Source organism: Ruegeria sp. O4 (assembly GCF_056535125.1).
Genome location: NZ_JBQERO010000005.1, coordinates 17947 through 39330, shown reverse-complemented (window position 1 = coordinate 39330; position 21384 = coordinate 17947). Strand labels below are relative to the sequence as shown.

19 protein-coding genes are annotated in these 21384 nt (G+C 57.2%); 10 read left to right on the top strand and 9 right to left on the bottom strand.

Annotated features, from left to right (window positions below; genetic code table 11):
* Positions 1-55 precede the first annotated feature (55 nt).
* From ACR0J7_RS08430 to speB, 10 genes are all read left to right on the top strand, one after another.
* A complete protein-coding gene (locus ACR0J7_RS08430; RefSeq protein WP_480486114.1) occupies positions 56-640 on the top strand; it encodes a TRAP transporter small permease in 585 nt (194 codons plus the stop codon).
* Positions 637-1950: a TRAP transporter large permease gene (locus ACR0J7_RS08425; RefSeq protein ID WP_209504353.1), complete on the top strand. Its 1314-nt coding sequence runs from the start codon at positions 637-639 to the stop codon at positions 1948-1950. Before ACR0J7_RS08430 ends, ACR0J7_RS08425 begins: the two co-directional genes overlap by 4 nt.
* A 91-nt stretch (positions 1951-2041) precedes the next feature.
* A complete protein-coding gene (locus ACR0J7_RS08420) occupies positions 2042-2806 on the top strand; it encodes an SDR family NAD(P)-dependent oxidoreductase (protein WP_480899542.1) in 765 nt (254 codons plus the stop codon).
* A gap of 10 nt (positions 2807-2816) precedes the next feature.
* Positions 2817-3584, top strand: coding sequence for a crotonase/enoyl-CoA hydratase family protein (locus tag ACR0J7_RS08415; protein WP_480773534.1), 768 nt, complete (start codon positions 2817-2819; stop codon positions 3582-3584).
* 4 nt (positions 3585-3588) lie between these two features.
* The gene (locus ACR0J7_RS08410; RefSeq protein ID WP_480486120.1) at positions 3589-4071 is read left to right on the top strand and encodes a MarR family winged helix-turn-helix transcriptional regulator; all 483 of its coding nucleotides are present in this window, start codon (positions 3589-3591) and stop codon (positions 4069-4071) included.
* A gap of 2 nt (positions 4072-4073) precedes the next feature.
* Positions 4074-5891: a feruloyl-CoA synthase gene (locus ACR0J7_RS08405; protein WP_480913869.1), complete on the top strand. Its 1818-nt coding sequence runs from the start codon at positions 4074-4076 to the stop codon at positions 5889-5891.
* Positions 5892-5906: 15 nt separating this feature from the next.
* Positions 5907-6782: an amidohydrolase family protein gene (locus ACR0J7_RS08400; RefSeq protein WP_480899538.1), complete on the top strand. Its 876-nt coding sequence runs from the start codon at positions 5907-5909 to the stop codon at positions 6780-6782.
* 118 nt (positions 6783-6900) lie between these two features.
* Entirely contained in the window at positions 6901-8430 is a 1530-nt protein-coding gene (locus ACR0J7_RS08395; protein ID WP_480899537.1) for an acyl-CoA dehydrogenase family protein, read from the top strand.
* Positions 8431-8499: 69 nt separating this feature from the next.
* The gene (locus ACR0J7_RS08390; RefSeq protein WP_480913866.1) at positions 8500-9789 is read left to right on the top strand and encodes a flavin-dependent oxidoreductase; all 1290 of its coding nucleotides are present in this window, start codon (positions 8500-8502) and stop codon (positions 9787-9789) included.
* A gap of 289 nt (positions 9790-10078) precedes the next feature.
* Complete coding sequence (speB, locus tag ACR0J7_RS08385; RefSeq protein WP_480913864.1) at positions 10079-11056, top strand: agmatinase; 978 nt, start codon at positions 10079-10081, stop codon at positions 11054-11056.
* A gap of 30 nt (positions 11057-11086) precedes the next feature.
* On the opposite strand, the gene ACR0J7_RS08380 is transcribed toward speB, so the two are convergent.
* The 9 genes from ACR0J7_RS08380 to ACR0J7_RS08340 form a co-directional block, all read right to left on the bottom strand.
* The gene (locus tag ACR0J7_RS08380) at positions 11087-12307 is read right to left on the bottom strand and encodes an aminopeptidase P family protein (protein ID WP_480913862.1); all 1221 of its coding nucleotides are present in this window, start codon (positions 12305-12307) and stop codon (positions 11087-11089) included.
* Between the two features lie 162 nt (positions 12308-12469).
* Positions 12470-13681, bottom strand: coding sequence for an ABC transporter permease (locus ACR0J7_RS08375; RefSeq protein ID WP_480537517.1), 1212 nt, complete (start codon positions 13679-13681; stop codon positions 12470-12472).
* A gap of 5 nt (positions 13682-13686) precedes the next feature.
* A complete protein-coding gene (locus ACR0J7_RS08370) occupies positions 13687-14961 on the bottom strand; it encodes an ABC transporter permease (RefSeq protein ID WP_209504364.1) in 1275 nt (424 codons plus the stop codon).
* 70 nt (positions 14962-15031) lie between these two features.
* On the bottom strand, positions 15032-16123 hold the full coding sequence (locus tag ACR0J7_RS08365; RefSeq protein ID WP_480481704.1) for an extracellular solute-binding protein: 1092 nt from the start codon (positions 16121-16123) through the stop codon (positions 15032-15034).
* Positions 16124-16226: 103 nt separating this feature from the next.
* Complete coding sequence (locus ACR0J7_RS08360) at positions 16227-17327, bottom strand: ABC transporter ATP-binding protein (protein WP_480486135.1); 1101 nt, start codon at positions 17325-17327, stop codon at positions 16227-16229.
* Positions 17328-17463: 136 nt separating this feature from the next.
* Positions 17464-18174 (bottom strand): maleate cis-trans isomerase family protein, encoded by a 711-nt coding sequence (locus ACR0J7_RS08355; RefSeq protein ID WP_480545704.1) that lies wholly within the window; start codon positions 18172-18174, stop codon positions 17464-17466.
* On the bottom strand, positions 18171-19316 hold the full coding sequence (locus tag ACR0J7_RS08350) for a M24 family metallopeptidase (RefSeq protein ID WP_480870367.1): 1146 nt from the start codon (positions 19314-19316) through the stop codon (positions 18171-18173). Before ACR0J7_RS08350 ends, ACR0J7_RS08355 begins: the two co-directional genes overlap by 4 nt.
* On the bottom strand, positions 19313-20356 hold the full coding sequence (locus ACR0J7_RS08345; protein ID WP_480913859.1) for a pyridoxal-phosphate dependent enzyme: 1044 nt from the start codon (positions 20354-20356) through the stop codon (positions 19313-19315). Before ACR0J7_RS08345 ends, ACR0J7_RS08350 begins: the two co-directional genes overlap by 4 nt.
* A 69-nt stretch (positions 20357-20425) precedes the next feature.
* The gene (locus tag ACR0J7_RS08340) at positions 20426-21298 is read right to left on the bottom strand and encodes a LysR family transcriptional regulator (RefSeq protein WP_480913857.1); all 873 of its coding nucleotides are present in this window, start codon (positions 21296-21298) and stop codon (positions 20426-20428) included.
* Positions 21299-21384: the final 86 nt, after the last annotated feature.

Here is a 21384-nt window from a genome sequence, read left to right as displayed (position 1 = left end):
GGTCGCTCTTCCGGCGCTATTTCCCGCTGGGAGAGCAATCCCTTTGGAGTTGATCATGCAGAAACTGGTTGAGCGCATCGCGCGCTTCATGGCCGTTCTCGGCGGTGTGGTTCTGACTGCGCTGGTCCTGCTGACCTGTGTCAGCGTGCTGGGGCGCGGCTTGAACACGCTGGGTCACTCGGACATTCTGACGTCACTGTCGGAAGCAGCGGCAAATGCGCTGATTGCATCGGGCGTCGGGCCGGTGAATGGCGATTTTGAACTGGTCGAAGCCGGCGTTGCATTCGCCATATTCTCGTTCCTGCCGATCTGCCAGCTCTACGGCTCTCACGCCACGGTCGATGTATTCACAAACGCCCTTCCGGCTAAGGTGAACAAGGTGATCATCACGTTCTGGGAAATCGTCCTGTCGCTTGTCATCCTTTTGATTACATGGCGCCTGTTTGTCGGCATGCAAAACAAGCTGGACTATGGTGAAACGACCTTTCTGCTGCAATTTCCTGTTTGGTGGGCCTATGGGCTAAGCTTTGTTGCCGCCCTTGTCGCATCACTTGTTGCTGTCTATTGCGCCGTCGCGCAGGTCATCGAGCTTGTCACCGGGCGTCATATCCTGCCCTATCGCGGGGAGGCCGCACATTGACCATGCTCGAACTGGGCTACGTGTCCTTTCCCGTACTTCTTATAATGATTTTCCTGCGCGCACCGATTGGCCTTGCCATGTTGCTGTGCGGGATTGGCGGGCTGTATTTTGCCATGGGTGGCACCAGCATGTTCATGGCCAAGCTCAAAACCGAAACCTACTCTACCTTCTCCAGCTATTCGCTGACGATCATTCCGATGTTCCTGCTGATGGGGCAGTTCGCGACATTATCGGGCATGTCTTCGGCCTTGTTCAAAGCGGCCGAAAGCTGGTTGGGCCACCGTAAAGGGGGCGTCGCCATGGCGGCAGTTGGCGCTTGTGCCGGATTTGGCGCAATCTGCGGGTCCTCCCTGGCCACCGCCGCGACGATGAGCCGTGTCGCGCTGCCCGAACTGCGCCGCTACGGCTATTCCGGCGGGTTTTCGACCGCAACGCTTGCTGCTGGCGGCACATTGGGCATTCTGATCCCGCCTTCGGTGATCCTTGTGATCTATGCAATCCTGACGGAACAGAATATCGCCAAGCTGTTTCTCGCGGCCTTTGTCCCCGGCATTCTGGCAGCGCTCGGCTATATCATCACGATTTCGATCTATGTGCGCATGTATCCTGACGCCGCCGGCACCCGCGAAGCGATCCCTTATCCTGAACGCGTACGGGCACTGCTGGATGTCTGGCCTGTCCTGCTGGTTTTTGGCCTTGTTGTTGGTGGCATCTATCTTGGCTGGTTCACCCCAACCGAAGGCGCAGCCGTGGGGGCGGCGGGAACCGGGTTGATCGCTCTGATCTCGGGCAATCTGAACTGGCAGGTCTTCGTCGAAAGCATCATTGCCACGGCCTCAAGCACGGCGATGATCTTCTTCATCGTGTTGGGCGCAGGGCTGTATAACAGTTTCCTAGCGCTCACTCAGGTACCGCAGGAACTGTCTGGCTGGGTCGTTGGACTTGGGCTCAGCCCGTGGATGGTGTTGTGCCTGATCCTGGTGTTCTATCTGATCTTCGGATGTCTTATGGACAGCCTGTCAATGATCCTGCTGACAATCCCGATCTTCTTTCCGGTCATCAGCGCACTGGATTTCGGCATGAGCCCCGAACATGTGGCCATCTGGTTCGGTATTCTGGTTCTGATCGTTGTCGAGGTCGGGCTGATCACCCCTCCGGTCGGAATGAATCTGTTCATTATCAACGCTATGGATCGTTCAACCCCGATGACCCAAACTTACAAGGCAGTGATGTGGTTTGTCACCTCTGACATCATTCGGGTCATGATCCTGGTGCTGTTTCCAGCCATTACCCTGTTCCTGATCCCCTAGCTTAGACACCAACAGCGGTCCGGAGCAGGCCCATCCGAAAATAGGTATGAGATACAACAATGATTGAGCATAATAAATTGGAGAGAGCACCATGCAGCTAAGTGGATGTATCGCCCTGGTCACCGGCGGTGGAAGCGGACTGGGCGCTGCAACGGCAAGGCATTTCGCCGCCAGCGGAGCAAAGGTTGCCGTTTTGGATTTCAATGCTGCAGGTGCGAAGGCAGTCGCTGACGAAATTGGTGGTCTTGCCCTGCAAGCCGATGTCAGTGACGAGGCCGCCGTCAGTGCCGCGTTTGAGACGGCAGTATCCCATTTCGGGTCGGCGCCCAGAATCGCCGTCAGTTGTGCAGGCGTCGGCATGGCGGCCAGGATCGTTGGGCGCGAAGGCAAGCTGTCATTCGACGTGTTCGAGAAAACTCTGCGCGTGAACCTTTTTGGCACCTACAACGTGATGAGCCACGCGGCGAGACACATGGCCGGTCTCGACCCGTTGGCTGACGGTGAACGCGGTGTGATCATCAACACGGCGTCGGTTGCGTGGCAGGACGGTCAATTGGGTCAAGCCGCTTATGCCGCGTCCAAAGGGGCAATCGCTTCGATGTGCCTGCCTGCCGCGCGGGAACTCGCACAGTCGGGTATTCGGGTGATGGCCATCGCACCCGGCCTGTTCCACACGCCAATGATGGAAGGCTTGCCGGAAGAGGTCACTGCCAAGATCACTGCGAACATTCCTTTCCCTGCCCGCCTTGGCGAAGCGCGCGAGTTCGCAATGCTCGCCGAACAGATCGTTGAAAACCCGTTTTTGAATGGCACCACTATTCGACTTGACGGCGCCGTTCGTCTGCCGCCCCGGTAAGGAGTTCCCCATGGACAGCCAAATCCTGAACATTGAGGTCAACGGATCCATCGCGACCCTGACCATGAACCGCCCAGACAAGCGAAACGCGATGTGCGAGGAACTGTTGGGCGCGCTGGATGATTTCTTTTCTGCACCACCCAAAAATGTGCGTGTGGTGATCCTGACCGGAACTGAAGGGCACTATTGTTCCGGGTTGGACCTGTCCGAGCATGTTCATCGTACAGCCGAGGAAAACCTGCATCATTCCCGTCACTGGCACAGCGTCATGGACAAGATCCAGTTTGGTGGGCTTGCGGTTGTCTCGGCCATGTTTGGTGCCGTGATCGGCGGCGGGCTGGAGCTTGCAGCGGCAACACATGTTCGCATCGCTGAACCTTCGACGATCTTTCAGCTTCCCGAAGGCCGCCGCGGAATATTTGTCGGCGGCGGTGCGACCGCGCGGGTCGGTCGCCTGCTGGGGGCCGATCGGATGACCGAGATGATGCTGACCGGCCGCAAATATGGTGCCGATGAAGGGGTATCGCTGGGGCTGGCACATTATAGCGTTGGTGAAGGCGAGGCTTTGGCGCTGGCCCAAACGCTGGCAGGTAAGATTTCCCGAAACGCGCCACTGTCAAACTATCTGATGATTCAGGCGGTCGCACGGATCAATGAAATGTCGCAAAACGACGGGCTGTTTACTGAATCTCTGGCTGCGGCCCTGTCGCAAACAACACCCGATGCGCAGGAGGGGCTGCGGGCCTTTCTTGAAAAGCGCGCCCCGAACTTCAGGTGAACACATGAAAAGGAAACATGAACACACGCCAGAAGACGGCGCGCCAAACACGATCAGCGATGCTACGCTGCGGGGGTTTGTCGGGTATCGCATGAAACGGGCCTTCAATGTGGTGCAGGAAGATCTGACAACAACTCTGCGCCCCTTTGATCTGCGAATGCTGACGTATACGGCACTGGTTCTCATCGTCGATAACCCCGGATTGCGGCAGTCCCAACTGGCTGATGCAATGGATATCGAGCGCCCGAACCTTGTCGTTATCATTGATGAACTGGAGCGCAGGGAACTGATCGTCCGCGACCGGGTACCCACCGACCGGCGCGCCTATGCCCTCAGGACGACATTGGCGGGAAGGCAATTATATGAAAAGGCCGTCGCCGCGGTTACCGCCCACGAAGGCAAGCTGCTGGCCGGTTTGGATGACGCAACCATCACCACCGTTTTCGATGCCCTCAGGACGATCGAAAAAGCGAGGGAAAGGGGCTGATCATGCAACGCACATCGGAATACCTGGTGCATTCTGTTTCGCGCGAAGATCGGGCCGACGGCTCCATCCTGCTAAAATCGAACCACACTCTTGGTCCTGTCGTCGACAAAACCGGTGTCTGGCTGCACGCCTGGGCCTCGGACGCGCCTGACCGCACGTTCATTGCTGAACGCAGCGGCGCGGGATGGCGCAAGGAAAGCTATGCGACCACGCTTGAAAAGGTGCGAGCCATCGCAAGCTCGCTATTGGGGCGTGGGATGGGGCCTGACACACCGATCCTGATCATGAGCGGTAACGGTGTCGATCACGGTCTGCTAAGCCTTGCTGCTCAGTATATCGGCATACCAACAGCCCCCGTGGCTGAGCAGTACGCGTTGATCCATGGCGCGCACGGCCGCCTGCGCCATGCCATCGAACTGGTGCGCCCGAAGATGGCCTATGTCGTCGATGGGGATCAATACCGAGAGGCGCTGGAACTGGATGCGCTTCAAGGGGTCGAAATCGTAGCCAGCCGACAAGGCAGGAACAGTCAGGTCACAGCGTTCGACGAACTTCTCAAAGGGGATGTCAGTGTCGATCTTGCGGCCGCCTATGAACTGGTTGGCCCCGATTCCGTCGCCAAGATCCTGATGACCAGCGGTTCAACCTCGGCCCCGAAGGGGGTCATCACGACCCAACGCATGATGTGTGTGAACCAGACCATGCTGGCCGACGCGTTGCCATTTCCGCGCACGCGTCCGCCCCGTGTGGTCGATTGGCTGCCATGGAACCACGTCTTTGGCGGATCACATAATTTCAACATGATGCTCGCCAACGGCGGAAGCTTCTACATCGACGACGGCAAACCGGTAGCTGGTTTGTTTGAGCGGACGCTGGAAAATCTGTCTATGGTCACCGGCACGCTCAGCTTCAATGTTCCCGTAGGTTACGGCATGCTGCTGGGCGCATTGCAGCGGGATGGCGATCTGCGTCGGCGGTTCTTCGAAGAACTTGATCTGATCTTTTATGCGGGCGCTTCACTGCCTCAGGACATCTGGTCTGGATTTGAACAGATGGCGCTGGATGTCAAAGGTGAGATACCGCTGATGACCTCGTCCTGGGGACTGACCGAGACAGCGCCCGCCACAATGATGCAGTCCGAGCCCATTGATCGTTCCGGGGTTGTTGGCGTTCCGATGAACGGCGTGACACTCAAGCTGATACCGGATGAAGACATGAGGTGCGAAATGCGCATCAAAGGGCCAAACGTGATGCCCGGGTATTTCAACGAACCCGAAAAGACGGCCAGTGTTTTCGATGAAGAAGGGTTTTTCATTACCGGCGACGCCATGCGGTTCATCGACCCGCAGGACGTAAACAAAGGTATGAAATTCGATGGCCGGATTTCTGAAGATTTCAAGTTGCTGACCGGTACATGGGTGCGTGCCGCGCAATTGCGGATGGACTTGTTGACCTGTCTTGCGCCTCTTGCTTCAGATCTGGTCATTACAGGTGCCGACCGAAATGAGATCGGCGTCCTGGTCTTTCCCGATGTCGCCGAGTTGAAGCGGGAAGGATTTGACCTGAGCGACGACAGTGGCGCCTACCGCTGCAAACTGCTGCAAGGTGAAATCCACCGCCGCCTGACAGAGCGCGCACGCGAGTTATCGGGCAGTTCCACACGGATCGGGCGCGCCATTGTCCTTAGCGAGCCCGCCTCGATGCCCGAGGGCGAAATGACCGCCAAGGGGAACCTCAATTTCCGCAAAATACTGACACGGCGGCAAAATTTACTTGTGCGTCTTTATGACGACGCCGACCCGGCAATCGTAAAGATCTGAGAAAGGAACGAACAGATGGTCGATATCTCCAAGGTTCGCGCAATCGACATTCACACCCACGCTGAAGAACCCTGCGGGTGCCACTCGGATGATGGCTATGACGACCTGCAGGCAACCATGGCCAACTACTTTGGCGCTCCGTGGAGCCACCCGCCTACGGTTCCCGAAACTGCACAGCACTATCGTGAGCAAAACATAGCCGCGGTGATCTTCCCGGTCGATGCCGAGCGGGAGACCGGCTATCGGCGCTACAAGAACGAAGAAGTTGCCGCTTTGGCGGCGGAAAATGACGATGTGCTCATCCCGTTTGCGTCAATCGATCCGCACAAGGGCAAGATGGGCGCACGCGAGGCGCGCCGCCTGATCCGCGAATTTGGTATCAAAGGGTTCAAGTTTCATCCGACGATGCAGGGGTTCTACCCCAATGACCGTATGGCTTATGACCTTTACGAGGCAATCGCGGAGGAAGGCTGCATCGCCCTGTTTCACACAGGCCAAACCGGTGTCGGTTCGGGCATGCGCGGCGGTAACGGAATGCGGCTTAAATACTCGAACCCGATGTTCATGGATGACGTCGCCGTCGATTTTCCGGATATGAAGATTATCCTCGCCCATCCGTCATTTCCCTGGCAGGAAGAAGCTCTGTCCGTGGCGCAGCACAAGCCCAACGTCTATATCGACCTGTCCGGCTGGTCACCAAAGTACTTCCCCGAGATTCTGGTGAAATACTGCAACTCGATCCTCAGGAAAAAGGTCCTGTTTGGGTCCGACTGGCCAATGATCACTCCTGAACGCTGGCTGTCGGATTTCGAGAAGATCAATATCAAGGACGAACTGCGCCCTGACATCATCAAAGGCAATGCCGCGCGCCTGCTGGGACTGACTGCGTGATGCTGCCCCCTGCCCCATCGCGCCCCTACCCAGTCACTTTGAACTTCGACTGTGCCGAACCGCCAGAACCGGGCCGCGTCGTGGCCGCCGAAATCACCAGCTGTCGGATGATTTGATCATGAAGCCATTCGAAGCCCCGCTTGCGGATATCTTATTCACGTTGAACCACGTTGCCCGGGCAACCGAGCTTCCAGATTGGGACGCTGACCTGGCTGGTGAGATCGGCGAACATTTTGCGGCCTTCGCGCAAGGTGAAATTGCCCCGCTGGACGAGCCGGGAGACAGGCAGGGATGCTCGCTGGAAAACGGTCGCGTATCCATGCCGGCTGGCTTTGCCCAAGTTTATGCCACGTATTCGGAACAGGGCTGGCCCTCTCTCACCGTGCCTGAGGAATATGGCGGTCAAGGGCTTGGAGCCTTGATGCTGGCCATCACGTCCGAGGTTTTTTCGGGCGCAAACCACAGCCTTCAGATGGTTACGGGGTTGGTTCCGGGCGCGGTGCGTACCTTGTTGCGCTTTGGCACAGAGGATCAGCAATACCGGTACATTCCGTCTCTGGCCTCGGGTGAAACTCTGGCCACCATGTGCCTGACCGAACCCGGGGCCGGATCTGACCTTTCACGCGTGCGCTGCCGGGCGGAACCTGCCGAGGATGGCTGGAGGATCACGGGCGAAAAAATCTTTATCTCTGGCGGTGACCAGGACATGAGCGATCACATCCTGCATCTTGTGCTTGCGCGCACGTCCGATGACGGCGTCAGAGGTTTATCGCTGTTTCTATGCCCCAGTTCCTGCACTGACGGCAGCCGCAACCACGCTACCGTAACGCGCATCGAGGAAAAGATGGGCCTGCATGCCTCACCCTCGTGCCAGCTGGCATTTGATGGGGCCAAAGCCGAATTGATCGGGGCCGAGGGTGAAGGTCTGATGGCCATGTTCACCATGATGAACCACGCCCGGCTTGATGTCGCCCTACAGGGCGTCGCGCACGCCGCGCGGGCCTATGACATTGCCAGTACTTATGCCAGTGAAAGGGTGCAGGGACGCAATGCCGACGGTCAACCGGCAACACTGGATCAACATGCCGACATCCGCCGCATGCTGGATCAAATCGACTGGCTGGCAGTCAGTAGCCGCAGTCTTGCACATCTTGCATTTGTCACAATGGAACGGGGCACATCGCCTGACCTGGTCGATTTTCTGACCCCGGTTGCCAAGGTCTATTGCTCCGACGCCGGTATCAAGGCCGCCGAATTGGGTATGCAGGTTCTGGGCGGCTATGGCTATTTGCGCGAATACCGGCTGGAGCAGACCTATCGTGATGCCCGTATTACCTCGATTTACGAAGGGGCCAACGGCATACACGCGCGTATGCTGGCAACACGTCTGGCCGCAGGGCCTGCGGGTGACGCCTTTGCCGAATTTGTTTCACAAGAAGCCGAGCATTGGACATGCGATGCGATTTCGGACGCACTGGACACTTGGCAATCCGCTCGCAGAAAGCTGAATCAGGGTGACAGCGCGGCGATGGCGCATGGGTTCATGCAAACGACGATTGATACCGCTCTGATCTGCTTGCGGGCGCGGCTGCGCAACGCCGCGAGCCTCCACCCATCCCCGGAACGGATCAAACGCATTTGTGGTTGAGGATTGATCCACACGCACCGATTATCGACAACCAATACCCACCGCCAGTCGGACAGAAAGGCAGGCAACATGACAGATCCAAAAGTGCTGATCGCGGGCGGTGGTATTGCCGGGTTGTCGCTGGCGCTGACACTGCATCAGATTGGCATCGACTGCACCGTCTTTGAAAGCGTTCGGCACCCGCGCCCGCTGGGTGTCGGGATAAATCTGCAACCCAACGCAGTGCGTGAGTTGTACGATCTGGGTTTCACGGCTCGGGACTTGGACGGGTTCGGCGTCCCAGCGCGGGAATGGGCGCTTGTTGGTTTGAATGGGCATGAGATTTATTCGGAACCGCGCGGAACTTTTGCCGGTTACAACTGGCCGCAATACGCGGTGCATCGCGGCGCGTTTCACATGGCGCTTTACAAGCGGTTTGTCGAACGCGCAGGCCCGGATGCCGTGCGCCTCGGGTCTCGGGCCACGGGGCACCAGACCAATGCGGACGGGACGGTTACAGTGCGGCTGCAAACTGATAACGGGGCCATCCACGAAACCGGTGCCATTCTGATCGGTGCCGACGGTATCCATTCAGCCATCCGCGCCCAAATGCATCCAAGCCAACCTCCGATCCATTGGGGAGGTGCCGTCATGTGGCGCGGCACAACACTGGCAAAGCCCGTGCGCACGGGTTCCTCCTTTGTCGGACTGGGTACGCATAAGAAACGAATGGTGATCTACCCGATCTCGCACCCCGACCCCGAAACCGGCTTGGCGCTGATAAACTGGATTGCCGAAGTCACCCACGATGACCCGGCCGCGCATGCGGCAACCGGATGGTTCCGGCAGGTTGAGGCCAAGGATTTTGCGCATCATTTTGACGGATGGACCTATGACTGGCTGGATGTTCCAGCTCTGATCCGCGGTGCGGGTGTGACATACGAAAACCCGATGATCGACCGCGATCCGGTTGAAACGTGGGTAGACGGGCCGGTTGCCTTGATCGGAGACGCCGCCCATCCGATGTACCCCACCGGTTCGAATGGGGCCAGCCAGGCGATCATGGACGCCCGCGTTTTGGGGGCCAGCTTGCTCAAGCATGGCTTGGGTCCAACCGCGCTGGCGGCTTATGATGACACGCTGTGCGGGCCGGTGTCAGACCTTGTCCTTCGCAATCGGGGTGCCGGGCCTTTTGGCCTGTTGAATTTGGTCAACGACCGCTGTGCCGGTGTGTTCGACGATATTGAAACGGTCATTCCCTTGGCTGAAAGGGCCAGTTTCATGGCCAAATACAAAGCTGCCGCCGGTTTCGCGCGTGATGCCCTGAACAGCGCACCGCCAACGATTGCGCCCGGCTCGCAACTTGTGCGGCAGGTGTAATGTATGAGCCGTCAGAAATAGAACACCTGCGCCTATGACAACAGCGTTTCGCCGGGCCTGTGTATCGCCCGCAAAATCACTCGCTGCCGTGAACGATTTTGCGGGACCACAGCTTGCCCCTCTGAATTTTCGTTTGTGGCGAAACGACCAACAGCTAAACGGAAAGAATGCACCGGATCAGACCTGTCTGAACGCCAGACATGGTTTGATCGAAGAAAATTAATTTCATTGCACCGCCTTCTCATGTTCAATTGCACGCAAGGCGGCATGACCAGCGAAAGGATTGATAATGCAGGATCATGGATATGCGTCAGGACGACTGAACCTACCTTTCGTTGGAATATCGACCTTTGGAAAATCTCCGTATGTCGAGGATTGGGATAATATTGATGCGGATGTTTGTGTCCTTGGTGCCCCATTTGATTTCGGCACCCAATGGCGCGCTGGGGCAAGGTTCGGACCTCGGGCCGTGCGCGAGGCTTCGACCCTGTTCAGTTTTGGACATGCCGGTGCCTATGACCACGAAGACGACGCAACCTATCTGGACAGTTCCGTGCGCATCGTGGATTTGGGGGATGCGGATATCGTCCACACAAAGACCGAGGTCAGCCATGAAAACATCGCCTATGGTGTCCGCAAAATCCTGACCGCCGGGGCGCTGCCGCTTGTGATCGGCGGCGATCACTCTGTCAACATTCCCTGCATTTCCGCGTTTGAAGATGATTGTGCACAAAATGGCCCGATCCACGTGGTTCAAATCGATGCGCATCTGGATTTCGTAGACGAGCGTCACGGTGTCACCAATGGCCACGGCAACCCCATGCGACGGGCGATCGAGAAAGACTATGTCTCGGGGATGACCCAGTTGGGCATTCGAAACGTCTCGTCAACCGCCAAGGAAGGATACGAGGACGCACGCGCACGTGGATCAGACATCCTGTCCGTGCGTCAGGTGAGAAAGCTGGGAACCGGGGGCGTTCTTGAACGCATTCCTGAAGGTGCTCGGTACTATGTGACAATAGATATCGACGCCTTTTGCCCCTCTATCGCGGCGGGGACCGGGACGCCAAGCCATGGGGGATTTTTGTATTATGACGTTCTGGAAATCCTTCAGGGCCTCGCTAAACGCGGCAATGTCGTCGGCATCGACCTTGTCGAAGTGGCACCAGCCTATGACCCCAGCGAAAGCACGCAGATATTGGCCGCGCAGCTATTGTTGAATTTCCTGGGTTTTATCTTTCACGAACGCGCCGGTCGCGAAAAATGAAGGGGGAGCGTTTGCTCCCCCTTCTTTGTATCAGGCACCGATGATGTTGTGGCCGGGCCCATATGGGAAGCCGGTGATGTTCTCGGCCCCGTCTTCGCCCACCACCAGAATATCATGCTCGCGGTAGCCCCCTGCACCGGGTTGCCCTTCGGGGATCCACAGCATGGGCTCGATTGAAACGACCATTCCAGGTTCCAGCACGGTGTCGATATCCTCGCGCAGTTCCAGACCCGCCTCACGCCCGTAATAGTGGCTGAGAATGCCGAACGAGTGGCCATACCCGAACGAGCGGTATTGCAGTAGCCCCTCATCGGCAAAGAAACGGTTGATCTCGGCGGTGATGCCTGAACAGGTCGCACCGGGTTTGATCAGGCTCAGGCCCAGTTCATGGGCCGCCACATTGGCCTTCCAAAGGCGCAGGCTGTCAGCGTCCGGCTCACCCAGAAACAGGGTACGTTCCAGCGCGGTGTAATAGCCCGAGATCATCGGGAAAGTGTTCAGCGACAGGATATCGCCTTTTTGCAGAGCGCGTTTTGTAACCGGGTTATGTGCGCCATCGGTGTTCAGCCCGGACTGGAACCAAACCCAGGTGTCGCGATATTCGGCGTCTGGATAAGCGCGCGCGATTTCCTCTTCCATTGCGTCTCGGCCCGCCATGGCAATCTCGATCTCAGTTGCGCCTTCACGGATGGTGGCATGGATCGCCGCCCCGCCAACATCCGCGGTGCGAGCCCCACCCTTGATCAATTCAATCTCTTCAGCGGATTTGACCATGCGCGCGGTCATTGTATCCGGCGCGATGTCAACCAGCTCGGGGGTACCCAGCATCCGCAGGGCGGTGTCGCGGGCGGCCAGCGTCATGTGGTCGCCTTCAATGCCGATCCGCTTGGCGTTGCCGATCAGACTTGCAACCGCACGCCAATAGTTGTCGCGCTTCCAGTCAGTATAAATCACGTTGTCTTCGACTGACCGGCGCCACGGTTGCCCGGCGTCGATGTTGGCCGAAACGGTGGTGCAGGCCTCTTGGGTGACCACGCAGCCATACGGACGGCCAAAGGAACAATACAGAAAGCCCGAGTAGTAGGCGATATTTTGCATTGATGTCAGCAGAACCGCAGGAATATCACGTGCGGCCATAATGCTGCGAAGCCTGCTGAGACGGCGATCATACTCACCCTTGCTGAACGGCAAAGGCGCTTTGTCACCATTGTGACAGGTAAAGAATTCGGGGCGTTTTGTTGTGTCGGTCATCACTTGGTCTCTCATCTTTGCCGGGCGACAAATCCCGGCCACATGTCCCGGCGTTCAGGACAGGCGGTCTCGGGGTCCGAGAGCCGATCATCCCCTTAAACGCCGCGACGCCATCGCAGCGGAGATGAACACGAGAATCGTTAGATCAGACAGAATGCTCCGTCAAGCGGGTGAAAGCCCCCGCAAACGTTCGGACCGACGACGCAGCAACTCAACCGTGGTCAGTAACGCAATCGACAGAACCACAAGGATCGTCGCAACCGCCAGAATGGTCGGGCTAATCTGTTCCCGCAGGCCCGTGAACATCTGCCACGGCAGAGTCTTCTGACTGGCCGAGCCCACGAACAGAACCACCACAACTTCGTCGAACGAGGTGATGAAGGCGAACAGACCACCCGAAATCACACCCGGCAGGATCAGCGGCATCTGGATCTTGAAGAAGGTCCGCACCGGCCCTGCCCCCATGTTGGCAGCCGCACGCGTCAGTGAACGATCAAAGCTCACAAGCGTGGCGGTCACAGTGATGATCACGAACGGGATACCCAGTACGGCGTGCGCCAGGATGACTTTCAGATAGCCCACAAAGTTCTTGTTCATGCCCAGGGTCCCTTCAAGGAACCGACCGATATCGCTGTAGAAAAAGAACATGCCAGTGGCCGAGATGATCAGCGGAACGATCATCGGCGAAATCAGGATTCCCATGATAGCACGGCGGCCGGGGACGTGGCTCTGGCTGAGGCCAATGGCCGCCAAGGTGCCAAGCGAGACCGAGATGATTGTGGCAATCGGGGCAATGATCAGCGAGTTCTTGAAGCTGCGTTGCCATTCATTGTTGGTAAAGAAATCGCGGTAGTGCTTCAGCGAATACCCTTCAGGGTCAAGCCGCAACATCTCGGGCGTGAAGGTAAAAAAGTCCTGTGCGTTGAACGACAGCGGCAAGACCACAAGGATCGGTGTGATCAGGAAGACAAAGATTGCACCGCAGATCACCCGGAACAGGTAGTGGTAAAACACCTGCTGCGCGGTCAGGTACGGCAACAGCTTGCGCCGGTATCGCCCTTCGTACAACCAATAAGTAAACCAGGCGAAGAACCAGCCCCCCAGCAGGCCAAGTACTCCCCCCATTGGGCCGGACATCAAAAAGCCCGCGATGCCAAAGCCGAGGATATTGATCCAGCGGGCCAACTGCTCATTCTTTAGAATGTTGATGTAAGTCCATGCCAGTCCGGCAATCACGATGGCACCGCCCACGATCCCTAGCAGGACCGAGCCGTTTCCGGCGCCGACAAAGATACCAGCGAACGCTCCGGCCAATGCAACGCTGGGCAGAACCATCGACATAGGTTTACGGGATATCGGAGTAAGTGCGGCCATGTCGATTATCCCAGCTTCACGTTATCAATGCCCACGATCTTGTCGTAGACCCAGTAGAGCAGCAGAACGACCGCCAGAAGTATCGTTCCCAGCGCCGCCGCCAGTCCCCAGTTCAGTGAGGACGAGATGTGATAGGCGATCCGGTTCGAGATGAAGACACCTTTGGTACCGCCCACGATTTCAGGCGTGATGTAGTAGCCAATCGCCAAAATGAACACGAGGATTGAACCCGCGCCGATACCCGGAATGGATTGAGGGAAGTAGATGCGCCAGAACGTCGTCCAGTTGGTCGCACCCATGGATTTCGCGGCACGCGTGTAGGATTCCGGAATGGTCTGCATCACCGAATACATGGGCAGGATCATGAATGGCAGCAGGATATGCGTCATTGCGGTGATCGTACCGATCTGGTTATTGATGATCACCAGTCGCGCATCGTCAGCCACTAACCCCAGCCAGACCAGCGTTTCGTTGATCACGCCTTGCTGTTGCAGCATCACCTTCCACGCCGACGTCCGCACCAACAGTGACGTCCAGAACGGCAGAAGCACAAGGATCATCAGCAGATTTGAGACACGCATCGGCAACGTCGCCAGCAAATAGCTGACCGGATAAGCCAGCAGGATACAGGCACCCGTTATTACCAGAGACATAAACAGCGTTCGACCGAACAGCTTAACAAGGATTTGCTTGTCTTCGGGTTGTGCCTGCGCGCCGTCGGGGGTTCTGCGCATATCTACCGCGTTCAGAAAATACCCGTTGGTGATCTTCGGCGAATGGGTTTTGATCACGCGCCACGTTTGTGTATCGCCCCATCCGTCGTGAATATCTATTAGTTGCTCTTTAAACGGACCATCCGTTTCAGGATCCAGTTTCTTGATCTGACGACCTGACTTGCGGAACATCGAAGACATACCGGTTTCTTCGTAGTTCAAACGCGAACCAAGCCGTGTGTGCTCTTTATTGTCAATCGCAACAATCATGTCCCGCACAAAGGCATCATACACGCCCTCGCCCGGCAATTCTCCAGACTGTTCATCCCAGTTTTGAAGCGCCTCGACGGTAAGAGGCAGAGTGTCAGAGACGATGTTGTTTTCTACTGAACGGAATAGCATCGCAGCTATTGGAACAATAAAGGAAAACAGAACGAACAGAAGCAAAGGAGCGATCAACAGCAAGGCACGCAGCTTTTGCCGCCGCAACGAGCGTGCCAGCGATAGCTTGAGCGGTGTTCCATCCGCTGCCAGCATGGGTCCGGCATTTTGGCTTGCGTCAGTCATTGGAGCCCCTTGGATCTGTCTTGGTTCAGGGGCGGCGCACCGCCCCCGACTGTGTCATGAAATCAGACGCTCATTGCGCCAGCCACGCCTGGAATTTGGCGTCGATGTCATCACGGTAATCCGCCCAGAACTCGTAGTTATACAAGAACGTGTTCTTGGCGTTTTCCGGATCGGTCGGCATATGCGGGGCCATGTCGATCCCCAGATCGGCGTGCTGACCAACCAGCGGAGCCGACGAGGCGCGGGCCGGACCGTACGAGATGTACTTGGCCTGATCCGCCAGACGCTGAGTGTCGGTTGCGAACATGATATAGTCCAGCGCGCGCTGCTTGCGCTCATCACTCAGACCGGCAGGAATGATCCAGCCATCCAGATCGAACACCTGCGCGTCCCACAGCATTGCAACCGGCTGTTTCTGCTCTTCAATCACGCTGAACAGACGGCCGTTATAGGTCGAACCCATGATGACTTCGCCGTCAGCCAGCAGTTGTGGCGTGTCCGCACCGGCAGACCACCAGACAACGCTGTCTTTGATGGTGCCCAGCTTGGCCAAGGCCTGATCCTGACCTTCCGAAGTCGCCAGAACGTCATAGACATCATCCTTGGCGACACCATCACACAACAGCGCCCATTCCATGTTGTTGATCGGACGCTTCTCCAGCGAACGTTTGCCCGGATAGGTTTCCAGATCGAACACTGCACAGATGTCGGTCGGCGGGGTGTCACCGACCAGATCAGTGCGGTAGCCGAATGTGGTCGAATAGACGATCTGCGGGATAAAGCAGTCGCTGACCAGCAGGTCGCCGAAATCCTCAGAGGCGGGCGTGCCATCCGGAGCTGCGGCCAACTGGCTGTCGAAATCGATCTCGAGGGCCAGACCTTCGTCGCAAAGACGGATCGCGTCAGCGGCCACAACATCTACCACATCCCATGTGATGTTGCCCGCTTCGTTCATTGCGCGCAGTTTGGCAACGGCTTCGGCCGAGCTGTCATCGTTCAGAATGGTGATGCCGGTCTTTTCCGAATAGGGCTCGTGATACGCCTTCAACTGCGACTTTGAATAGGCACCGCCCCAGGAAACGATGGTCATCTCCTCGGCTGAAACAGTGCCCGCAGCCGTCGCAATCGCAGCCGCAGTGAGCATGATCTTGGTTGGTTTCATGTGTTACTCCCAGTTCATCCCGTTTTATGTGGTGGTCAGCCGATGCACGGGTTTTCACCGGCCGGTCCCTCAGCTTAACCGCGCTTGTCCCGCGCGGTTTGGTCTATGCGTCGAGCGCACGACAATCCTGTGCCAGCCAGCCGATCTCGATCTCTTGACCTGGGGTCAGGCGTACGGCGTCAGGCGCATTTCGAGTTTTGGCGATGAATTCGTTGTTTCCGGCAACGGACATGCGGAACCGGAATACGTCGCCCATGTAAATGAACTCTTCGACCCTTGCTTTCAAAGTATGCGCGTCAGCATGCAGTCGGTCTTTGTTGAATTCCACACGTTCAGGGCGGATCGAAACTTTGGTCCGGTCGCCTGCGCTGTGGACGTTGATCGGAACCGCGTCGATTTCCGAGCCATCATCCAGACGTACGACGCAAGTGTCGCCGTCAATTGATTTAACAACACCTTCCAACGTGTTGTTTTCACCAATGAATTGCGCGACAAAACTGTTTTCCGGCTCTTCGTAAAGCTGATCAGGCGGCGCCAGCTGTTGAATGCGGCCGTCATCAAATACAGCCACCCGATCTGACATGGTCAGCGCTTCGGTCTGGTCGTGGGTCACGTAGACTGTTGTGATCCCAAGCTCATGGGCCAGACGCGTGATTTCGAACTGCATATGTTCACGCAGCTGCTTGTCCAATGCCCCCAATGGCTCGTCCATCAAGACCAGTTCGGGTTCGAATACCAAGGCACGAGCCAGAGCAATCCGCTGTTGTTGCCCGCCCGACAGCTGAGCAGGACGTCGGCCACCAAAGGCGCCCATCTGAACCATATCCAGTGCGCGCTTGACCTTTTCATCCCGCTCCGACTTGCCCAGTTTACGGACTTCCAGTGGAAACGACAGGTTTTCGGCCACCGTCATATGCGGGAACAAAGCGTAATTCTGAAAAACCATGCCAATACCGCGCTTGTGCGGCGGGATATTGTTGATGGGCTTGCCGCCCAAGAGGATTTCACCGTGCGTGGCGGTTTCAAATCCGGCGAGCATCATAAGACAAGTCGTCTTGCCCGAGCCTGACGGCCCAAGCATTGTCAGAAACTCACCTTTGGGCATTGCAAGGTTTAAGTCTTTTACGACGAGGTTCTCGCCGTCATAAGACTTCTGTACGCGTTGGAATTCGACAAACGCGGCGTCGTTCATTGTATCGGCCACAAGACCCCCTGTTACGTCAAATGATTATCCGTCTTCTGCGGATTTCATTGATCTGTAGCCGTTAGTTAAGACCAAGCGATGTTCACATTGCAACAGTGAATCCTGATTTTGTTACACAATATCGGGATTTAACAGCTCACCCGGCTTCGTTCAGAGCACGCATATGCCACGCAAGACTTTGATTACTGGACAGAACCGGCTTGCCGATACGCGCGCGAATCTCGGGAATAGCCTGTTGCGTGCGAAGGTTTGTGCAACTTAGAAAAACCGCATCAACCGACGGGTCCGAGCCCAGTTTTGTGGCAGCGTCAATGACGGATTGCACCGAAATCCGAACAACTTTGGCCTCTTCTGATTCCCCGAATGTCCCAAAAACATCCATCTCCACTCCGCCTTGGGCAAAGGCCCGGCGCAGGGGAAGGTTTACCTCTTCAATATAGGGCGACAGCAGCGCGAATTTCGAAACGCCCAAGTGTCGCGCACAGGCCGTTGCCGCACGCAAAGGGTTTGTAACCTCGGCGGTCTGGCATGTCTGTTTGACAAGTTCTGCCACGCGGTCGGACCCGATAACCGAGCTTGCAGACGTGCACCCGTACCCGACAACGCGATAAGGTCGCGCGCTGGGCAGCAATCCGGCGGCGGCCGGCAGCGCCTTCTCCATTTCCGCAAGGCTTTCCGTCGTCACCTCGATCCCGCTGGGAATTCGCGTCACGTAAATTGGATACTTGCGGTCCGAAAAATACGAGCTGAATTCGGGCTCCAACGTTTCATCTGTCTGCAACACGATCAGACCAAGCGGGGTGGCCTTGGGATCGTCTTCATCAAGAGCGTAATGGATCCGGGTCATATCTCGATCACCTCTGGCCCTATGCGTGGGCTTAGAAAACGTGGGGTGCCTTCGGTGATGACAATGTTTTCTTCATGGACAAGTATTTTTGTACCAACGGCGATGCCCGGCTCCAACGTCAAAACCATGCCGGGTTCCAGCATGGTCTGGTCTGCCGGGATAAGGGACGGCCACTCTGTCAGTGACATCCCCAACCCATGACCCAACCGCCCCGCATCTGTGCCTTCCGCCTCTTTGGTCAGAACCGTGTTCATGGCATGAAACAAATCCGAGGCAGTAGCACCGGGCCGTGCGATCTCGAGCGCGGCATCCGAGGCTTCTACCAGTCTGGCGTGCGCTGATCTCACCTCGGACCGGGCTGGGCCGACGGACCAATTGCGATCAAAATCACAGAAGTAGCCATCCCAAACCAGACCTGTATCCAGCATAAGCACGTCGCCAGGTTCCAACGGCGCCGAAGTTGCAGGTGATATTACATCACTGTAACCGCCCTGCTCTGCCCCGCCTGCAAGATACGGCACCCAATCGGCCTCTTCCTCAAGGCAGAGCATCTGGAACCGGCGAAAAACCATGTCCAAAGGCACTCCTGCGCGGGCAACCTCGGGCACGCGGGCGAACGCGCGTCCAGCGATATCGCAGGCGGTTTGGATCTTCGTAATTTCAGCCTCGGATTTGATCATGCGCAACCGGCGCAGGATACTCTGATCACCGGTAATGCGACGCGAACCGAGAGCGCCGCGCAAGCGTTCAATGTCCGCCATGGGCATCCGCACGTGTGTCTCATGACCATCCGGCACCCCGATATTGCCCGAAACGGGCGTCAGTTCGGCCAGGACGTCGGCCAGAAGCGAGATACCGTCGTCTTGCAAGTCGGGCGCACTCCAGGTTCGGATGTCATCGATCCAGGTCTGCCCCATGAGCGCGGCCCCGATCGAAGGGATCACGGCCACCGGTTTGCCCGTGGCCGGTACCACCAGAAACCATGGCCGGGTTGGGCTTTCCCAAAATCGGGTCAGATAGCCGGTAAAGTAGCGCACATCAGTTTCTGTCGTCAGCAGCAGCGCCGATATATCCGCGGCTCGCATCAGCTCCTGCGCGCGTTTGGTGCGCGCCTCGAATTCTGCCTGATCGAACCCCCTCATTCCGCGATCTCCGACAGAAAGCACAAAACGCGTGAGTGTTCGTCGATCCCTATGGCTTTCCGCGCGGTTTCGTTCATCACTGCCGCAAGGCCTGCCCCGCCGGACGCCGTGGTGGCCAGCCCGGCCTTTGCCATTGCGTCAAGCTTTGCCGCCACATCGTCGTCTGACAGGGTCAGGAACAGGTCTGCGTCGCGAGCCAATCCGTTTAACGCGATCAACGATGGTTCCTTGCAGTCCAGACGCCCCATAATGCTGTCAGGGCCATCCGCGAAAACACATTTTCCGGCGGCTAAGCTGGCCTGCAACGCGGGTGCCGCTTCGGGTTCAACCACAACGATCTTCGGTGCGTCGCCCCAGATGTTTCGTGCATAGGCAGCAACGGCACCGGCCAGCCCGCCCACGCCTGCCTGCAACAGAATATGCGTCGGAACCTCGGGACACTGCCTGACAGCCTCTGCCGCCATTTGCAGATAGCCTTCCATAAGCGTCCATGGCAGGTCATAATATCCTTCCCACGAACTGTCCGACAGCAATATCCAACCGTTTTCGTCGGCAGCCATTCTCGCGGCCTCCATGCTGGCGGCATAGTCAGCACCACTTCGAACAACTTCGGCTTTTTGGCCTTTGAGACGTTCCGAAAAGGTTTCGGGCACAGTTTCAGCAATGTAGACGACGGCCTTCGCACCGAAAATTCTGGCACCCGCCGCTACACTCATGCCGTGGTTCCCGGCGCTGGCGGTCACATAGGTTGCGCCTGCCAGAGTTTGTTCACCCGGCTCACCTGTCCTCTCGGCCGCATGACGCGCAATTACATAGGCCGCCCCTAAAGCTTTGAACGAACCAAGGTTCATCCGCGCCCGCTCATCCTTCACCCAAAGCTGGGCTACAGGGGCCAGTTTCCCAACATCCACCAATGGCGTTTCTTTCGCGACAGGGCACTGAGAAAGCAAATCTTCAACACGGGCAGCATTTGTAGAAGGATACGGCGCAGACGGTGCAAGCTTTTGGCCCGCCCGATGTGGATTGGTGATGACCTGCATACTTCTCCCCTGAGTTTAGGCCCGTTGACGTGATCCCATCGGTGGAACACTGTCAACCAACGTCTGACGTCAATCAGGGACGTTGACGGCATTCGAGGCCTGTTCTGCAACCAACGCCAACAGCCAGTCGTGAAACAGCCGGGCAGCCGGATTGGCAGCGTTGGACGAAAGGTAGTACCCTTCGTTGCTGTCCACCGAACATTCATGCACGCGTACGACCAGACCCGCGGCAATCGCATGGGTCGTCAGTAATTCGCTGACCAAGGCGACACCGCTACCATGAACGGCCAGTTGCAGGGCCATCCCAAATGTATCGACAAAAACACCGGGTTGGCGGCGCAAGCCCTGTTTTTCAAACCATGTGCCCCACCCACTTGATGTCCCGACAGCCTCGATCAGCGGCAGGTCAAACACGTCTCCTGCGACTGCCGGGGATTTCACAGCAACCAGCCGGTCAGGTATCAGTCGGACAGCGCCATGCCCTACCTGTTTCTTTGACCCGAACCGAACCTGAACATCAGCGTGAGACGCGTGGAAATCATCGGGCCAGATCGCACTGAGAAGCCGAACGCGTACTTCAGGATGGCGTCTGGTAAAATCTGACAGGTATGGGGCAATAACCCAATGAGCGATGCTAACAGACGTGGCGACAGTCAAGATGTCTCCGGAGGCACTGGCGTCCACGCGCCCGGCAGCCGCGGCAAGCGCTTCAAGCGCGCTGCCAACCTCGGGCAATAGTTTACGCCCCGCATCCGTCAGCGCCAAGCTTCTGGGGTGCCTCACAAAAAGAGCTGTCCCCAAACGCATTTCGAGCGATTTCACCTGCTGACTGACCGCCGATTGCGTCAACCCAATCTCTTCGGCAGCCGCCGTAAAGCTAAGCGTTCGTGCAGCCGCCTCGAAGGATCGGAACCAGGTCAGTGGTGGAAGAGATTTACCCATTTGGTCAAGCTGTCCATTAGTCTTTTTAATGGCAAAGCACATAATTCAATCATTTGTCAAAAACCCTGTCCGTTTTTAACGTTTGC

Bases quoted from the DNA above. Each gene is read 5' to 3' on its own strand.
- ACR0J7_RS08365 (WP_480481704.1), bottom strand. From the start codon at position 16,123: ATGAAACCAACCAAGATCATGCTCACTGCGGCTGCGATTGCGACGGCT.
- ACR0J7_RS08345 (WP_480913859.1), bottom strand. From the start codon at position 20,356: ATGCAGGTCATCACCAATCCACATCGGGCGGGCCAAAAGCTTGCACCG.
- ACR0J7_RS08430 (WP_480486114.1), top strand. From the start codon at position 56: ATGCAGAAACTGGTTGAGCGCATCGCGCGCTTCATGGCCGTTCTCGGC.
- ACR0J7_RS08415 (WP_480773534.1), top strand. From the start codon at position 2,817: ATGGACAGCCAAATCCTGAACATTGAGGTCAACGGATCCATCGCGACC.
- ACR0J7_RS08355 (WP_480545704.1), bottom strand. From the start codon at position 18,174: ATGACCCGGATCCATTACGCTCTTGATGAAGACGATCCCAAGGCCACC.
- ACR0J7_RS08390 (WP_480913866.1), top strand. From the start codon at position 8,500: ATGACAGATCCAAAAGTGCTGATCGCGGGCGGTGGTATTGCCGGGTTG.
- ACR0J7_RS08400 (WP_480899538.1), top strand. From the start codon at position 5,907: ATGGTCGATATCTCCAAGGTTCGCGCAATCGACATTCACACCCACGCT.
- ACR0J7_RS08405 (WP_480913869.1), top strand. From the start codon at position 4,074: ATGCAACGCACATCGGAATACCTGGTGCATTCTGTTTCGCGCGAAGAT.
- ACR0J7_RS08340 (WP_480913857.1), bottom strand. From the start codon at position 21,298: ATGGGTAAATCTCTTCCACCACTGACCTGGTTCCGATCCTTCGAGGCG.
- ACR0J7_RS08370 (WP_209504364.1), bottom strand. From the start codon at position 14,961: ATGACTGACGCAAGCCAAAATGCCGGACCCATGCTGGCAGCGGATGGA.
- ACR0J7_RS08410 (WP_480486120.1), top strand. From the start codon at position 3,589: ATGAAAAGGAAACATGAACACACGCCAGAAGACGGCGCGCCAAACACG.
- speB (WP_480913864.1), top strand. From the start codon at position 10,079: ATGCAGGATCATGGATATGCGTCAGGACGACTGAACCTACCTTTCGTT.
- ACR0J7_RS08350 (WP_480870367.1), bottom strand. From the start codon at position 19,316: ATGAGGGGGTTCGATCAGGCAGAATTCGAGGCGCGCACCAAACGCGCG.
- ACR0J7_RS08380 (WP_480913862.1), bottom strand. From the start codon at position 12,307: ATGACCGACACAACAAAACGCCCCGAATTCTTTACCTGTCACAATGGT.
- ACR0J7_RS08420 (WP_480899542.1), top strand. From the start codon at position 2,042: ATGCAGCTAAGTGGATGTATCGCCCTGGTCACCGGCGGTGGAAGCGGA.
- ACR0J7_RS08395 (WP_480899537.1), top strand. From the start codon at position 6,901: ATGAAGCCATTCGAAGCCCCGCTTGCGGATATCTTATTCACGTTGAAC.
- ACR0J7_RS08375 (WP_480537517.1), bottom strand. From the start codon at position 13,681: ATGGCCGCACTTACTCCGATATCCCGTAAACCTATGTCGATGGTTCTG.